At 63.2% G+C, this 15,864-nt stretch carries 15 protein-coding genes; 9 read left to right on the forward strand and 6 right to left on the reverse strand.

Annotated elements, in window-relative coordinates:
* Positions 1-239: 239 nt before the first annotated feature.
* The 6 genes from HAP54_RS11025 to HAP54_RS11050 all read left to right on the forward strand — a co-directional run bounded on the left by HAP54_RS11025 (position 240) and on the right by HAP54_RS11050 (position 5,661).
* On the forward strand, positions 240-1,157 hold the full coding sequence (locus HAP54_RS11025) for a pirin family protein (protein ID WP_166212595.1): 918 nt from the start codon (positions 240-242) through the stop codon (positions 1,155-1,157).
* An 84-nt stretch (positions 1,158-1,241) separates the two neighbouring features.
* A complete protein-coding gene (locus HAP54_RS11030) occupies positions 1,242-2,156 on the forward strand; it encodes a phosphoribosylaminoimidazolesuccinocarboxamide synthase (RefSeq protein ID WP_166299944.1) in 915 nt (304 codons plus the stop codon).
* Positions 2,157-2,430: 274 nt separating this feature from the next.
* Entirely contained in the window at positions 2,431-3,225 is a 795-nt protein-coding gene (locus HAP54_RS11035) for a crotonase/enoyl-CoA hydratase family protein (RefSeq protein ID WP_166299946.1), read from the forward strand.
* 304 nt (positions 3,226-3,529) lie between these two features.
* A complete protein-coding gene (locus HAP54_RS11040; protein WP_166299948.1) occupies positions 3,530-4,282 on the forward strand; it encodes a hypothetical protein in 753 nt (250 codons plus the stop codon).
* Between the two features lie 135 nt (positions 4,283-4,417).
* Positions 4,418-4,870, forward strand: a complete 453-nt coding sequence (locus HAP54_RS11045; protein ID WP_166299950.1) for a hypothetical protein — start codon at positions 4,418-4,420, stop codon at positions 4,868-4,870.
* Positions 4,834-5,661, forward strand: coding sequence for a hypothetical protein (locus HAP54_RS11050; RefSeq protein ID WP_166299952.1), 828 nt, complete (start codon positions 4,834-4,836; stop codon positions 5,659-5,661). The genes HAP54_RS11045 and HAP54_RS11050 overlap by 37 nt, the downstream gene beginning before the upstream one ends.
* 106 nt (positions 5,662-5,767) lie before the next feature.
* On the opposite strand, the gene HAP54_RS11055 is transcribed toward HAP54_RS11050, so the two are convergent.
* Positions 5,768-7,138: an NAD(P)/FAD-dependent oxidoreductase gene (locus HAP54_RS11055; RefSeq protein ID WP_166299954.1), complete on the reverse strand. Its 1,371-nt coding sequence runs from the start codon at positions 7,136-7,138 to the stop codon at positions 5,768-5,770.
* Between the two features lie 57 nt (positions 7,139-7,195).
* A complete protein-coding gene (locus HAP54_RS11060; protein ID WP_248114242.1) occupies positions 7,196-7,834 on the reverse strand; it encodes a GntR family transcriptional regulator in 639 nt (212 codons plus the stop codon).
* A 236-nt stretch (positions 7,835-8,070) separates the two neighbouring features.
* Here HAP54_RS11060 and HAP54_RS11065 point away from each other — a divergent pair, with 236 nt between their 5' ends.
* Together HAP54_RS11065 and HAP54_RS11070 are read left to right on the forward strand one after the other, a co-directional pair.
* The gene (locus HAP54_RS11065) at positions 8,071-8,940 is read left to right on the forward strand and encodes an amino acid ABC transporter substrate-binding protein (RefSeq protein WP_224741299.1); all 870 of its coding nucleotides are present in this window, start codon (positions 8,071-8,073) and stop codon (positions 8,938-8,940) included.
* A 206-nt stretch (positions 8,941-9,146) separates the two neighbouring features.
* Positions 9,147-10,751, forward strand: a complete 1,605-nt coding sequence (locus HAP54_RS11070) for a sensor domain-containing diguanylate cyclase (RefSeq protein ID WP_166299960.1) — start codon at positions 9,147-9,149, stop codon at positions 10,749-10,751.
* Positions 10,752-10,852: 101 nt separating this feature from the next.
* On the opposite strand, the gene HAP54_RS11075 is transcribed toward HAP54_RS11070, so the two are convergent.
* Both HAP54_RS11075 and HAP54_RS11080 read right to left on the reverse strand, forming a co-directional pair.
* Entirely contained in the window at positions 10,853-12,118 is a 1,266-nt protein-coding gene (locus tag HAP54_RS11075; RefSeq protein WP_224741944.1) for an MFS transporter, read from the reverse strand.
* Positions 12,119-12,277: 159 nt separating this feature from the next.
* Positions 12,278-12,703 carry a cupin domain-containing protein gene (locus HAP54_RS11080; protein ID WP_166299962.1) on the reverse strand — a complete coding sequence of 142 codons (426 nt, stop codon included), beginning with the start codon at positions 12,701-12,703 and terminating at the stop codon, positions 12,278-12,280.
* Between the two features lie 70 nt (positions 12,704-12,773).
* Between HAP54_RS11080 and HAP54_RS11085 the strand changes: the two genes are divergently transcribed.
* Positions 12,774-13,589, forward strand: coding sequence for an AraC family transcriptional regulator (locus HAP54_RS11085; protein WP_166299963.1), 816 nt, complete (start codon positions 12,774-12,776; stop codon positions 13,587-13,589).
* 123 nt (positions 13,590-13,712) lie between these two features.
* On the opposite strand, the gene HAP54_RS11090 is transcribed toward HAP54_RS11085, so the two are convergent.
* Positions 13,713-15,206 carry an NAD-dependent succinate-semialdehyde dehydrogenase gene (locus HAP54_RS11090; RefSeq protein ID WP_166299964.1) on the reverse strand — a complete coding sequence of 498 codons (1,494 nt, stop codon included), beginning with the start codon at positions 15,204-15,206 and terminating at the stop codon, positions 13,713-13,715.
* A 170-nt stretch (positions 15,207-15,376) separates the two neighbouring features.
* Positions 15,377-15,700, reverse strand: coding sequence for a hypothetical protein (locus HAP54_RS11095; protein ID WP_166299965.1), 324 nt, complete (start codon positions 15,698-15,700; stop codon positions 15,377-15,379).
* Positions 15,701-15,864: the final 164 nt, after the last annotated feature.

A 15,864-nucleotide genomic window follows, 5' to 3' on the forward strand; every position in this document is an offset into this window, starting at 1 on the left:
TTATCACGCGCGCTCACGCGTCAGAAGTATGTCGTCGTCCCGGCGAAGGCCGGGACCCATACCCACCGCTATCAGTTGGTGCGGAGAGCTGGGGCCACAGCGTTCGTAACGTAAGCATCCGTGGTTATGGGTCCCGGCTCGCGCGGAGCCTGTCATCGGGCGGCGCTTCGCGCCGACCCGTTGGCTTGGCCGGGACGACGATTGGAGTATGATCGCGGCAAAAGAGAAGGAGACTTTCCATGAGCTGGCAGCCCTCGACCGATCCCGAACTCGGCGATCCCCAGACCTGCGACGCGCTGGATCTGATCATCGTGCCGCGCACCCGCGATCTCGGCGACGGCTTTGCGGTGCGCCGCGCGCTGCCGCATGGCAAGCGGCAGATGGTCGGGCCCTTCATCTTCTTCGACCACTTCGGGCCGGTGCAATTCCTCGCCGGCAAGGGCATGGACGTGCGGCCGCATCCGCATATCGGGCTTGCCACCGTCACCTATCTATTCGACGGCAGCATCATGCATCGCGACAGCGAGGGCAACATCCAGGAGATCCAGCCCGGCGCGATGAACCTGATGACCGCGGGCCGCGGCATCGCGCATTCCGAGCGCACCCCCGACGTGCAGCGCCGCGACGGCCAGAAGATGCTCGGGCTGCAAAGCTGGATCGCGCTGCCTGCGGGCAAGGAAGAGATCGCGCCGTCGTTCCAGCATTATGGCGCGGGCGACCTGCCGATGATCTCCGAGCGCGACTTCACCGCGCGCGTCATCGCGGGCTCTGCCTTCGGCATCACCTCGCCGGTCAGCATGGTCTCGCCATGGTTCTACACCGAGGTGACCGCCCAGGCCGGCACCTCGGTGCCGCTCGACCCCGATCACGAGGAGCGCGCGATCTACCTCGTCGACGGCGAGGTCGAGATCGCGGGCGACCGCCATGAGGGACCGCGCCTCCTGATCTTCCGGCCCGGCGACCGCATCACCGTGAAGACGCTGCGGCCGACCCGCATGATGTTTTTGGGCGGCGACGCCCTGGAAGGGCCGCGCCACATCTGGTGGAATTTCGTCTCCTCCTCGAAGGAGCGGATCGAGCAGGCCAAACAGGACTGGAAAACCGGGCGTTTCGCGCAGGTTCCGCACGAACACGAGTTCATTCCGCTGCCGGAGTGAGCTATTTCCTGTGTTAATCTTCGGCGCCCGCACGCCTCGTGCGGGCGTCCGTCTTTGAGAAACGAGCCCGGAAAGACCCCGCCCATGACCGCGATGCTATCCAGCGATTTGCCTCTGCCCCGGATCGGCCGCGGCAAGGTGCGCGATATCTACGCCGTCGGCGATGATCGGGTGCTGCTGCTCACCACCGACCGCATCTCGGCGTTCGACGTCGTGATGGCGGAAACAATTCCGATGAAGGGCGCGGTGCTGACCCAGATCAGCGCCTGGTGGTTTCGGCAGCTCGAAGGCACCGTGCCGCATCACATGATCAGCGCCGACGCCGACGAGATCATCCGCGCGGTGCCTGAGCTCAAGAACCATCGCGCCGACATCCTGGGGCGCGCGATGCTGTGCAAGCGCACCACCGTGTTCCCGATCGAATGCGTGATCCGCGGCTACATCTCCGGCTCGGCGTGGAAGGAATACGCGGCCGACGGCACGCTTGCGGGCGAGAAACTGCCGGCCGGCCTGGTCGAGAGCCAGAAGCTGGAGCCGTCGATCTTCAGCCCGGCGACCAAGGCTGAGGCCGGCCATGACGAGAACATCACGGTGGCGCGGGTGCGCGAGATCGTAGGCGCCGAGGTTGCCGCGACGCTCGAGAAGATGGCGCGCGACGTCTACGGCTACGGCGAACAGACCAGCCGCGCCCGCGGCATCATCATCGCGGACACGAAATTCGAGTTCGGGCGCGACAAGGATGGCCGCATCATCCTGATCGACGAGGTGATGACGCCGGATTCGTCGCGCTTCTGGGCGGTCGACGCCTACAAGCCCGGCCAGCCGCAGCCGAGTTTCGACAAGCAGCCGCTGCGCGACTATCTCGACGTCGAGCGCCACGCCGGCCGCTGGAACGGCGACGCGCCCGCCCCGCCGCTGCCGGCCAGCGTGGTGGATGCGACCAGCAAGCGATACCTTGAGGCATATCGCCGCGTGACGGGGACCGAGCTGAAGGTTTAGCTACCGTCCTCATATTCGATCTATCACCGTCACTTTTGATCTATCACCGTCACCCTGAGGTGCTCGCGAAAGCGAGCCTCGAAGGGTCGACGGCCACCAGCGAGGCCGTGCATCCTTCGAGGCTCGCTCCGCTCGCACCTCAGGATGACGGGGAAAGAACGGCGTGCGCCGCGACGTCCACCCTACGGAATTGTGCTGTCTGTCACGGGATTGCGCGCACCTCGCCACTGATGTCACTCTCTGGGCACAACAAGAACAGCCCAGGGAGCGCCCCATGTCCTATGCCGATACCGTGCTCGTCGAGCGCGATGGCCCGATCACAATCATTTCCATCAACCGTCCGCACAACCGCAACGCCGTCGACGGCGCCACCGCGCGCAAACTGTATGACGCGTTTCTTGCCTTCGACGCCGATGCGAGCGCGGCGGTCGCGGTGTTCACCGGCACCGGCGGCTATTTTTGTGCCGGCGCCGATTTGAAAGCGGTGGCGGCAGGCGATCCCAACAAGAAGCGCGAGATCGGTGGCCACAACACGATCGCGCCGATGGGACCGAGCCGGCTGCGGCTTTCGAAACCCGTGATCGCCGCGATCGAGGGCTTTGCGGTGGCCGGCGGCATGGAGCTCGCGCTGTGGGCCGACATGCGCGTGGTTGCCGAGGACGCGACCTTCGGCGTGTTCTGCCGCCGCTTCGGCGTGCCGCTGATCGATCTCGGCACCATCCGCCTACCGCGGCTGATCGGCCATTCGCAGGCGATCGATCTGATCCTCACCGGACGCCCGGTCGGCGGCGCGGAGGCGTATCGCATGGGCCTCGCCAACCGATTGGTGCCGAAGGGCGAGACGCGCGCGCACGCGATCGCGCTTGCCAATGACATCACCCGCTTTCCGCAGAACTGCATGCGCGCCGACCGCTTGTCGGCGCTGCGGCAGTGGGACCTCGACGAGGAAGAGGCGATCAGGAACGAGATGCGCGGCGGGCTCGATGTGATCGCCTCGGGCGAGACGCTGTCGGGCGCAACGCGCTTCGCCTCCGGCGTCGGTCGTCACGGCGCCTTCGGCAAGGAATAAGATCATCTGTTCCGACGGATGCGAGGCGGCCTCTCCCCGCAGCAGAGGCCGCAGCGCCTGCCGCGGGCGTGAAGCCGATTCAGCCGAGCGATCAGCACGTTGCGCCGCGCGCGCGGGAAGTGTGACCACGCCGTAGGACAAGATCACATGCTGCCATGAGAAGCTTTGCCGATTTTTAACCTGACAACCCGCTCGCCGAATTGCATCGTTGAGATGACACAATCCCGGGGCGGCGACTGTCATGGAGCGGCTTATTGAAGTAAGAAGGCGGAGCGAAATATTTTCGCCAGCCTTCAATTTCAAAATGTTTCTTCGTTTCGCAAAAAAAATATCTTCGCTACGGACAACGCGCGCACTATCTCAGATCAAGATCGTCGAATTGCCTCGCCTCGGCGCAATCACCGGCGATGCGATGTCCGAGCGACCGGATGTTCTGCGGGATGTTTCAGCGACGGCGCTGGAACACATGCAGCGCTGTTTGCCGCAATCCTGGTCAGGGCTGACCCGCGCGGATCTCTTATACGTGTTTGCCTCAACTGAGGCGCATAATCTCAAGCCCTACGGCGAAGGATGCTCGTCGCAGGACTACAGTGAGCTGCTGCGCTCGGAGCATCTCGACTGCTCGAACTACGGCCTGCTGACCTATTACTTCTCGCGTCTTCTCCTCGGCGAAGCAGATCGCAGGCCGCTCTCCTTTGTCGGATGGGACGGAGGCGCCGTCGGAAATCATCAGATGCTGTTCCTGAGCGAACCCGGCAAGACGCCGCATCTGGCAATCGATCCGACCCTGGGCATCGCCTGCATCGCGAGCTTTGACGATATCGCGTCGGGCAAGCCGGTTCCGGCTGATGCGATCGCGATCATCGGCGCGACGGAACAACTCAACGCTTCAAGAGTTGTCTTCATTACGGCACTGCTGGAGGGGCAATTCCGACCATCCGATCTCCTGTACTATTTCCCGACCGTCGAGGACTATCTCACGCGGTACGGCAACCCGTTCGATTGGCCGACGCCGGCCATTTCCATCCTGCGAGACCGGCATTCCGGAGATCGTTGAAGCAGCCGCCAGCCGATGCACAGCGTCATTCAGACCAGATCGCACAGCATTCTCGTTCTCTACGACCCGAATGCCCTGGCCACCGAATTCGTCCGTCAGCACCTGATGGCGATCCAGCGCCATTCGAGGCATGACGTGGCCTATGCCGCCGCGACGTTCGATTGCAAGGCCGATTTTCCTCTCGAATTGTTCGATGCGCTTGTCATTCATTTCTCGGTGCGCATGCCGTTCGAAACGATGTCGCCCTCGTTCGTGGAGCTTGTGTCCAGGTTCAGCGGACCCAAGGTGCTGCTGATCCAGGACGAATACGACATGCCGCGGAAGGCATGCGCCTTGATCAGGAAGCTCGGCGTCGACACGATCTTCACGACCGTGCCCAAGCCGTTTGTCGAAAAGTTCTATCCGTCCGCCGAACTCCCGAACGTGAAGTTCAGATCCTGCCTGACGGGCTATGTTCCCGACGAACTGCCGTTCGAGTTGGCACGCCGCTGGCGGAACGACGCCTCTGGCTCGCTTACCGTGGAAGAAAGCTGCCGATCTGGTACGGGCAATTGGGATTCGAAAAATCCACCATCGCGCAGCGGATGAAGGCTGAATGCGCCGCTCGCAATGTCCCTCACGACATCGAATGGGAGGAAGACAAACGAGTTAACGGCTCCGCCTGGTTCGCCTTCATGACGGATACGAGAGCCATGCTCGGGACCGAGAGTGGCGCCAATATCATGGACGCGTGGGGTGATATTCGCAGCAGTGTTGAGGCCACGGCAAGGGCGCATCCCGACCTCAGCGACGATGAGATCTACGCGCGCGTCGTGGCTCCGCACGAGAACAACGTCAGCATGGGCCAAATGAGCCCAAAATTCTTCGAAGCGATTGCACTGAAGACCGGGCTGATATTGTTCGAAGGTTCCTACTCCAATGTGATCCGACCCGACGAACACTACATTCCGCTCCGAAAGGACTACAGGAATCTGGATGACGTGCTGAAGCGGCTCGCCGACGTACCCAGCCTGCAAAAAACGGTCGATCGCGCCTATCACGACGTCATTCTAGGCGGCGCGTATGGCTACCACCGATTTGTCAGCGACATCGACGAGGCGATCGAGCAAGCCAGCACGCTTGGTCCACCGCGCGAGCGGCGGCCGACATTCGCGCTGGTGCGTATCGATGCGCAACAACAGAGCTGGTCGGCACTGACGCCGCACCTGCCTCTTACCGCACCAATTGAGCTGCGGTCGCCACAGCCGCATCCGCTCATCTCGGGCAAGGCCCGCGACCTCTGGCTGAGGCTGCCGGAACGGGTGAGAACGCCCTTGGCCAGCTTGTTCGGGCCCCCGGCAAGGCGCATCAGGGCGCTCATCGGCAATGATAGCCACTGAGTGCGCGCGCGACGGGCGCGGATGAAGCCGAGCGCGTCCGGGAGCGTCCGCGGTTACAATCCCGGATTTGGCTTCGCTGCATCCGGGCTACGAAGGTCGGTTTAAGCTACAGCAATCCGCGGCTTTCGCTCGCCGCGAGCTCGTCCATCAGCGCCTTGTCCTGATAGCGCGCGAGCGAAAGGCTGCGGGCGAAGGCCGGCACGGGCGCGCCGACGACCGTGCGGGCACAGAGATCGCCGGTGGCGCAGGCGCCCATGGTGCCGTAGCCGGACAGCGCGGTGGCGAGGAACACGCCTGATGTCTTCGCCGCCCCGATCAGCGGCCAGTTCTCTTTCGTTATCGGATAATAGCCGCCGTAATGCACGCGGTCGCGCGGCAGCGCGCCGAGATAGTGCGCGAGCCGCGGCTGCAGCCGGCTCGCGGCGCGCAGCACCACTTCGGGGAAATAAGGATTCAGCTCCGGCTCGCGGACCGGCTCCGTGGTCTGCTCGGCGTTGAAGGCCCAGCCGAGCTTGATCCACTCGCCATGATCTCCGCCATCGGGCCGGCAATGGATGCTGCCCGGCATCGGCTGCAGCAGGCGCGAAAATTCCGGCGCCGCGGACAGCGCCTCGCGCTCGTCATCGGACCAGGCCAGGGTCTGGCCGTCGAGATCGATTGCAAACGGCATTTTGCGATCGACCGCGCGGTTGCGGTCGGCGAAGGCGATCTTCTGCTGCAGCACGTTGACGATCGGAAGCCGCTCGCCATGCATCGCAGCCACATGCGCGGCAAATGGGCCCGCGGCATTGACGATGATATCGGCCTTGATGGTCTGTCTTGCGCCATCGGCCAGCACATCGACGGCAAAGCGATCGGTCTTCGCAATGCCGACGACTTTTGCCTGCTGGAATTGCGCACCCAGAGGTCGCATGGTCTCCAGCATGTACTGGCCGAGCTGCTGCCCGCTGATATCGCCGGCGCGGCGGATGTGCAGCGCGGTCGCAACCTCCTTGTCGAAGGTCGGGTAATGCGCCGCGATCAGATCGCGGCCGAGCAGGACGTCGACACCGTCGGGCGCGCTCTGCCAGTCCGCCGAATGCGGCGGCAGATAGCCGCGGCTTGCGCCCTCATGCAGGCGGATCAGTTTCGCAGCCTGCTCGCCATAGCCGGCGTAGAGTTGCTGCAACAGGTCGTCCGATCGCTCCTCGCGCGTGACCAGGAGATATCCGCGCCGCGTCATGTGGATGCGGTTGTCGCTGCGGCGCGCGATCTCCTCCATCAGGTCGGTGGAATGGTTGGTGAAATTGGCCATCGTCGGGTGCGGCCACCAGTTGCGATAGTTCTCGCCCGACTGCGCCGAGGTCAGCGCCATCGGCTGGCCCTCATCGACGATCAACAGACGCGCGCGCTTGTGCTGGACCGCGAGGTAATAGGCCGTGGCGATGCCGACGATGCCCGCACCGATCACCAGGATTTCGACGTCATTGGTCTTCACGCGTAGTCTCCCAAAGGCCCGCAACGGGGCCTGCGATGATTCACATTGTTCGAGCGATCAGACCGGGCGCCCCTCGCCGGCATCGCGCAACGCCTGACGCTGTGCCGATCGCAGCGTCTTCTGGGTTTCCTCGATATGATCGCGCAGCAGCCGGACGGCCTTCTTGACCTCGCCGTCGCGGCAGAATTCGAGCAGCCGGTAGTGCTCGCGTTGCGGACGTTCCTTGCCGGTCGCTTGCGATACCAGCGCCCGCGTGAAGCGGCTGACGTGGCCGTAATTCGCCTCGATCATGCTGAGCAGCCGCGGGCGATTGCACGGCGCATAGAGCGTCGCGTGGAATTTCCAGTTGAAGGCACCCCATTGCGCCGGATCAGGCTCAGTGTCGTAGGCGCGGAGGATTTTCGTCGCCTGCTCGAGATCGATCTCGCCCATGGCGGGGATCGCCAAGCGCAACGCATGACATTCGAGCGCGATCCGGATCTCGAGCAGCTCGATCACCTCGTCGATCGACAGGTCGGAGACAACAGCGCCGCGGTTGGGCAGGAACCTGACAAAGCCCTCGGCCTCGAGCTGGCGCAGCGCCTCGCGCACCGGGATACGGCTGGTCCCGAACCGCGCGGCGAGCTCGTCCTGACGCAGCTGCAATCCGGGCGCGAGCTCGCCCGAGCTGATAGCAGCCCGCAGCGCTTCGCGCACGGTATCCGGCGCGGAACCGTGCGGTCCGGCCGCTCGAGGGCTTGTTGCGGTTGCAGGTTCCATCCAACTGCTCTCTCGATGGGTAACCCGGTCATGATATCCGACCGGGCTCAGATTGTATAAAATCTATTTGCCGATTATGCAATGTAATGTATAAAATCTGCTCTTATCATATCCAATTCTGCCGACGGTCGAGAGCCCATCTGATGAATCAGACTTTCAAGCAGTTGATTTGTATGGCTTTTCTTTCAGTGGCGGCATCAGCCCCGACGCAGGCCCAATCAGCCGGCGGCACGCTGACCAAGATCCGCGACGCCGGCGAAATCCGGCTCGGGCACCGCGACGTCTCGGTCCCGTTCTCCTATCTCGACGACAACCAGAAGCCGGTCGGCTTCGCCATGGACCTCTGCGCGCGGATCGTCGACGCGGTGAAGGGCGAGCTCAAGCTGCCCGCGCTGCAGACCAGGTTGCAGCCGATCCAGCTCTCCACCCAGATCCCGCTGATCGAGAACGGCACCATCGACATCGTCTGCGGTCCTGCCACCAACACGCTGGAGCGGCAGAAGGTGGTGGCCTTCAGCACCACGATCTTCGTGTCGAGCATCCGGGCGGTGGTGCAGAAGGACGCGCCGATCAAGAGCTTCGAGGATCTCGCCGGCCGGCCGGTCTCGCTGACCTCAGGCTCGACCTCGATCGGGCTGTTGAGCGCGCGCGCCCAGGCGAAGAACTTTCAGACCAAGAACATCCTGACGCCGGATCATGCCGCCTCGTTCTTGGCGCTGACCACCGGGCGCAGCGACGCCTTCGTGATGGATGACATCCTGCTCGCCAGCCTGATCGCGGGCAGCCCCAACCCGGCCGACTGGCGCATCATCGACGACAGCCTGCGCACCGAGCCCTACGGGCTGATCATTCGCAAGGGCGATCCGGAGTTCAAGGCGCTGGTCGACAAGACGCTGGTCACCATGATGAAGAGCAATGAATTCCAGGAACTCTACGCAAAATGGTTCACGCGGCCGATCCCGCCGAAGAACGTGAACCTGAACTTTCCGATGACAGCGCCGCTCAAGGACGCGGTCGCCAATCCGAACGACAAGGGCGTGTGAGGGAGCACTTCATCCGGCGGCCGAACAGGGCCCGGCCAGTCTCGCAATGACCCATCCCAAGCCGCGCGAGCACGGCGTTGTTGCGGCAAAGTCGCCGGTTCCCGTCAACCGCATGTTAGGCAGGAACCGAACTCTCAAGAAGAAACCTCGGGCCATTGTATCGTCTGTGAGTTTCGAATAGCGGCTCTTCATTGGGAAACGCCGCCATGTCCGTACCCAATCTCAAAATCCGCGGCCGCACGCTGCTCGCCGCCAAGGTCATCTTCAACTTCGGCCAATCCGCGATCGATTGCGTGGTGCGCCGGATCACCGACGATGGCGCGACCATCGAACTGGAAAGCGGGCTCGGGATTCCCGAGCACTTCCAGCTCTCGATCGCCAGCGAAAGCGCGGTGCTTGCTTGCAGGCGGACCTGGCAATCCGAAAAGCAGATCGGGGTCACCTTCGAACTGCAGCAGGTCGCCGACACCGCCGCGTCGAATGAGAAGGCGTCAGGCGAGCATGGTGGAGATCAGGTCGTGCGCCGCCAGATGCTGGCCCTGCGGGCGGCGCTCGATCAGGTGCCGCTCGGCATCGTTCTGCTCGACCCGAGGCTGAATGCCCGTTTCATCAACCAGGCGTTCCGGCGGATGTGGGCGTTGTCCGACGCGGTCGCCGACCGGCATCCATCCTTTGCGGAGCTGATCTTCCACGGGCGCGATACCGGCGCCTATGACATTCCGGCAGACCGGATCGAAGCCTATGTCGCCGAGCGCATCGAGCGCGTCGCGCGGAACGAGAGTTTTCAGCTCGATCTGCGTCGCAGCAAGGGCGACGTCATCCGCATGCAATGCACGCCGCTGCCCGACGGCGGCCGGATGCTGAGTTACATGGAGGTCACCGATATCGTCCGTCAGTCGGATGAGCTGAAGGCACTGCGCGACGCGCTGGAAACCGTGCAGGACGGCGTGCTGCTGCTCGACAGCGAGCTCAGGGCGACATTCATGAATCAAAAAGTACGGCTGTTCTGGGAGATCGACGAACAGGAGGTGGCGACACGTCCGACCTATGCCTCGTTGATCACCCGCGCGCGGCGGGCGGTCGATCCGCATGCATCGCCGAAGGAGCTCATGGGCTTTGCGAGCAAACGGATCGCCGAGGTCAAGGCAGGCGATCATGTCCGCGAGCTGCAGACCCCCGACGGCCGCCGCCTCCGGGCGCATTGCACCACCATGGCCGGTGGCGGCCGCATGATCACCTATTACGACGTCACCGATCTGATCCGGAATGCGGAGCAGCTCGAGCGGCTCGCGACCACCGATCCGCTGACCGGTCTCTTCAACCGGCGGCACTTCCTATTCACGCTGGATGCCGAGTGGAGCCGTTTCCAGCGCTACCACCGCGCGATGTCGGTTCTGATGGTGGACATCGATCACTTCAAGAACGTCAACGACCGCTATGGCCACGCCATCGGCGACGAGGCGATCAAGGCCATGGTCAGCGCCTGCCTGCACGGCAAGCGGAAATCCGACATTGTCGGCCGGGTCGGCGGCGAGGAGTTCGCCATCGTGCTGCCGGAGACGAATCTGTCGCGCGCCAGGATCGTTGCGGAGCGCGTCCGCAAGCGCATCGCCTCCCAGACGCTGCGCGTGCGTGATGCACCGTTCCAGATCACGGCGAGTATCGGGATCGCCGAAGCCTCGCTCAGCATGGCTGGCACGGAAGCCCTGATGAGCGCCGCCGACCAGGCGCTGTATCAGGCGAAAGCGCAGGGGCGGAATTGCTGCGTGTGCTGGTCGCCGCCGTCGCCGACGCCGCTGGCCGCGGAGTAGCATGGCGTCCGGAGATCGTCGGCGAGGGTCGCGATCACGTCGAAGTTCCGTCGCCCGGCAATCGCCGGACGACCGATGCTACCGCGCCTGTTTTAAAAGACTTACCGCAACGCGAAGCGAACTCGGACAACCCAGATCGCCACTCCGCTGACCAGCGCGCCAAACATGACGTAGTAGCTTGGCAAAAGCGGGTCACCGCTTATCGAACTCAGGCCCGTCAGCACGAAGGGCGTAAATCCGCCAAAGATGCCCACGCCGAGATTGTAGCTAAGCGCAAGACCACTCGTACGCATCCTGGCCGGAAAGATCTCGGCCATCAGCGCGGGCAATGGCGCAAAATAGAGCGCAATGACGAGGCCCAGCAGACCTTGCACGGTCACCAACATGCCGAGCGTCGGAGACTGCTTCACCACGGCGAAGGCCGGGTAGGCCAAAACGAGCGCCGCAACGGTTCCGATCGTCATGGTCGCAGTCCGGCCGATAAAGTCGGACAACGCGCCAATGACCGGGGAGAGAAGGAAGATCACGAGGCCGGTGACCACCGTGCCAACAAAGGCAGTCGCCGGCTCCATCTGGAATTGCTTCGTTGCATAGGTGGGCATGAAGACCGCCATCCAGATTGTGATCGTGGCCAGCACGATCAGCCCGGACGCGACCAGAACCCGCATCTTTTCCAACCGAAACATCTCCAGAATCGGCTGCTTGGCTTCCGTCGGCTCAGAGAATTCAGAGGACTCGATCACGGCCCGGCGAATGTAAATCCCTATCGGGCCAAGCGCGGCGCCGAACAGGAAAGGCACACGCCAACCCCAGGTTTCGAACTGGTCGGGTGAAAGACCCCACGTAAGCAGCGCGCCGAATGCGGATGCCAGCCCGAGCGCAAAACCTTGCGTGGCTGTTTGCCAGCTTGCGACGTAACCTCTTCGACGGGGATCGTGTTCGGCGAGGAGCGCAGTCGCGCTGCCAAACTCACCTCCGGCCGAGAAGCCCTGCAACACCCGGCCTGCCACAACCGCTATTGGCGCAAGCACTCCTGCAGAGGCGTAGCTTGGCGCCAAAGCGACGATGAGCATGCCCGCGGTCATCAATAGAAGCGAAAGGCTCATCACCTCCCTTCTACCGATCTTGTCGCCCAGATTACCGAGATAGACCGCGCCAAGCGGCCTCACGAAAAACGTGACACCGAACGTACCCAGAAAGAGCAGAAGCGACGAGGTGTCATTGGTCGCCGGAAAGAACAGCTTTGCGATCGTCCCAGCCATCGTGCCGTAGATAATCAGATCAAAGCACTCGAACATGTTGCCGAGCGATGCGGCAACGATGGTCTTACCGGCCTGCTCTTGCACGCGCGGTAGTTCAGCCGTCATTTCTGCCACGCTTGTCCCCATCCGATATGCCGCATACCGCCTGCGGTGCGCAGGCTTTCAGGCCCAACTGCCCTGCAATAGGGGGTAATCGGCCGCAGCCGATTACCCGGCCCAATTTTCAATGCCGGTGTTTTCCGGAGCGCTTCGGGCTTCCGAAAACTATGCGCCAAATGCCCGCATCGGTTTGCGTTCGGACGCTTCGGGACCGTCAACGTTGACGACGGTCTCGCCCTTCCCGAGGCGAACGAATACGTAGCGAACGTCGTCTCCTCCTTCGAGGATCTGACAGCGATGGATCGCGCGGCGCGGAAAGTAGGCGTAATCGCCCTTGCCCATCTCGAAGGACCGGGCACCATTTTCGCCGAAGTCGACACGGATCCGGCCGGAGAGCATGTACATCACGCTGTCGAACTGTTCGTGGTGATGCCATTGGCTGGGCTGGTCGAGAGCTGTCACGTGACACTCCCCGACCCACAGGTCACCAACCTCAAGGGCTTTCTTGCGGTTCTGACCCGGGGTCAATGGACCATCAACCAGCTTGTCTGCGGTGATATATCCGATCTCTTGAAAAAGGCCTGTGCTCACGGTTCTTTCCTTGCGACGTTGGCGACGATGCACATCTTGAAAGATGCCGCAGTTAGCCTAGGCTGTTCGGATGCAGATAAACTGCCAATTCCTGTCGCCAACGCGACAAGCGGAGATCCTGCCCTTCGAGACCGCGCCGCGGCCGATCGTAGGATTCGCTTGCGATTATCCCTCGGGCCTGGCGACCGGATTTCACACGCATCCACGCGCGCAATTGCTCTACGCGACGTCGGGCGTCATGCGCGTGGAGACGCCGGAGTCCAACTATGTCGTGCCGCCGACGACAGCGCTGCTTGTGCCGGCGAATGCGCAGCATGCCATCAGCATGGACGGCCCCGTCACGATGCGCGCGCTGTTTCTGCGGGAAGACGCGGCCACCCGCGTAGGCTGGAAATCAAAAGTCATCGCGGTGTCCGGATTGCTCCGCGAAGTTATCGTGGCTGCCTGTGCTGAACCGGTCGAGTGGTCGCTGGATGGCAGAGGCCAACATCTCGCGGAGCTCGCGCTTGACGAGATCGCCAAAGCGACACCGTTGCCGCTCGGCTTGCCTCTTCCAAGAGATCCGCGCTTGCGCCGCGTGATCTCTGCGCTTCGTTCGCATCCTCACGACGCGAGGAGCCTGGAAGAATGGAGCGAGGTCGCCAATGCGTCCAGTCGAACCCTCGCTCGAGTGTTTCGCGCCGAAACCGGGCTAAGCTTCCGCCAATGGCGTCAGCAGGCGCGATTGACCGAGGCATTGAGCGCGCTGACGTTGGGCGTCCATCCTGCAAGGGCCGCTGCAATCGCCGGCTTCAACAGCGTGCCTGCTTTCGGGGCTGCATTCCGCGAGTTGTTCGGGATAACGCCAGGGCAAGCACGATCGCTTCGTTCTGGCCCAACCCGATAGAAGCTGGAGGGCAGGCCAGAACAATGTTCCAGCCTGCTCCACAATCGGCAGCCGCCCCCTGACGCGACACCAGCCGACTGGTGTCACAACGCGATCGACTCGTTCGGCATGCGATGTCGCGGATCAGACCCCCGCCATCATCACGTATTTGATCTCGACATATTCATCCATGCCGTGGCGCGAGCCTTCGCGGCCGAGACCGCTTTCCTTGACGCCGCCGAACGGCGCCACCTCGGTCGTGATCAGGCCGGAGTTGACGCCGACCATGCCCGACTCCAGCGCTTCGGCGACGCGCCAGACGCGGCCGATGTCGCGCGAATAGAAGTAGGAAGCGAGGCCGAACGGCGAGGCGTTGCACATTGCGATCACATCGGCTTCCTCCTTGAAGCGGATCACCGGCGCGAGCGGACCGAAGGTTTCCTCCTGCGCAACAAGCGCGTCGGGCCGCACATCCGACAGCACGGTCGGCTCGAAGAAGCTGCGGCCGAGCGATGAGCGCTTGCCGCCGGTCACGATCTTGGCGCCGCCCTTCACGGCATCGGCAATATGGCGCTCTACCTTTTCGATCGCCTTCATGTTGATCAGCGGGCCCTGGGTTACGCCTTGCTCGGTGCCGTCACCGATCTTCATCTCCGCGACCTTCTTCGACAGCTTCGCGACGAACTGATCGTAGATCTTGTCCTGGGCATAGATGCGATTGGCGCAGACGCAGGTCTGACCCATGTTGCGATACTTCGAGACGATGGCGCCTTCGACGGCGGCATCGATATCGGCATCGTCGAACACCACGAAGGGCGCGTTGCCGCCGAGCTCGAGGCCGAGCTTCTTCACGCCGACCGACGCCTGCCGGTACAGGATCTTGCCGACGTTGGTCGAACCGGTGAAGCCGACGAAGCGCACCGCCGGATGTTCGCACAGCACCTTGCCGATCGGCGGCGCATCACCGGTGACGATGTTGAGCACACCCTTGGGCACGCCGGCCTTCTCGGCCAGCACAGCGAGCGCGAGCGCCGACAGCGGCGTCTCGTTGGCGGGCTTCAGCACCACCGTGCAGCCCGCGGCCAGCGCCGGCGAGACCCTTCGCGTGATCATCGAGTTCGGGAAATTCCACGGCGTGATGGCGCCGCAGACGCCGATCGGCTGCCGGATCGCCAACAGGCGGGCATCCGGACGCTGGGTCGGGATGGTCTCGCCGTAGACGCGGCGGGCTTCCTCCGCGAAGAATTCGACATAGGCGGCGCCGATATCGACTTCGCCGAGCGCTTCCGCCAGCGGCTTGCCCTGCTCGGAGGTCAGGATCAGCGCGAGGTCCTCGCGGTTGGCGATGATCAGGTCGAACCATTTGCGCAAAATGTTGGAGCGCTGCTTGGCGGTCAGCTTGGCCCAGGCCGGGAATGCGCGCTCGGCGGCCTCGACGGCGCGGGTCGCGTCATCGGCGCTGAGCTGCGGGATCTTGATCAGTTCGACGCCGGTAGCCGGATTGTTGACGGCAAATTCTGGCGTGCCGACCCAGGCGCCGTCGATGTAGCAGCGGTCGCGCAGCAGCGACGGATCTTTCAGGCGGTCCTGGAGGGAGGCTGCGGATTGCGTGGCGCGTGCGGCAACGGGCGGGGTCATGGCGTTACTCCTCGAATTTCCTTGGATTTACTCGAATTTCCCGGGATTTTCTCTTGGGCGTATTCGCGGCCTATATAGGCTGGAACGCGCCGCGATGCACCGGCGGCGGGCGCGACCCTGCGTCGAGGAATAGGGAGAGCTGGCGCGGAGTTACGCGGCGTTGCGCGCGGTCAGAGCGCGCCGCCGGACATATAGGTTTCGCGGCGGCCGATCATGCGCTCGGCGGCGGCCTTGGCATTCGCCTTGGTCGACGTCGCGCAGGTGCGGTATTCGAGGTCGGCCTGCGCCCGCGCATCGCGGCGGCCGAACCAGGATTTGGCGCCGGTCTGCAGCAGCGCCACCGCCTGTGCGACATTATCGACTGCCTCGAACGAGTGCAGTGCACCGGTACCTGCGTAGCGGACTTCGTAAAGACCCGGGCTGATCGGCGCCTCGATATTCTCGCCGCGGCCCGGCCGCGGGTAGCGCTTCCATTCACTCCATGTCGAAATCATTTGTTGCGTCCCCGCAAGGCGGGAAATGACGAATCTTTTCGTCAAATCCATCCCAATCCGCCGCACCGTTTGTGCAACGATCTGAATGCGTTATTGCAAAAAATCACGTGCGAAAATCAATTTGCCGATCACGTTACCGTGGCCCGCCCCAGAGGTCACCCGGA

The sequence above is a fragment of the Bradyrhizobium sp. 2S1 genome (genome assembly GCF_011516625.5).
In the GTDB taxonomy this organism is placed as follows: domain Bacteria; phylum Pseudomonadota; class Alphaproteobacteria; order Rhizobiales; family Xanthobacteraceae; genus Bradyrhizobium; species Bradyrhizobium septentrionale.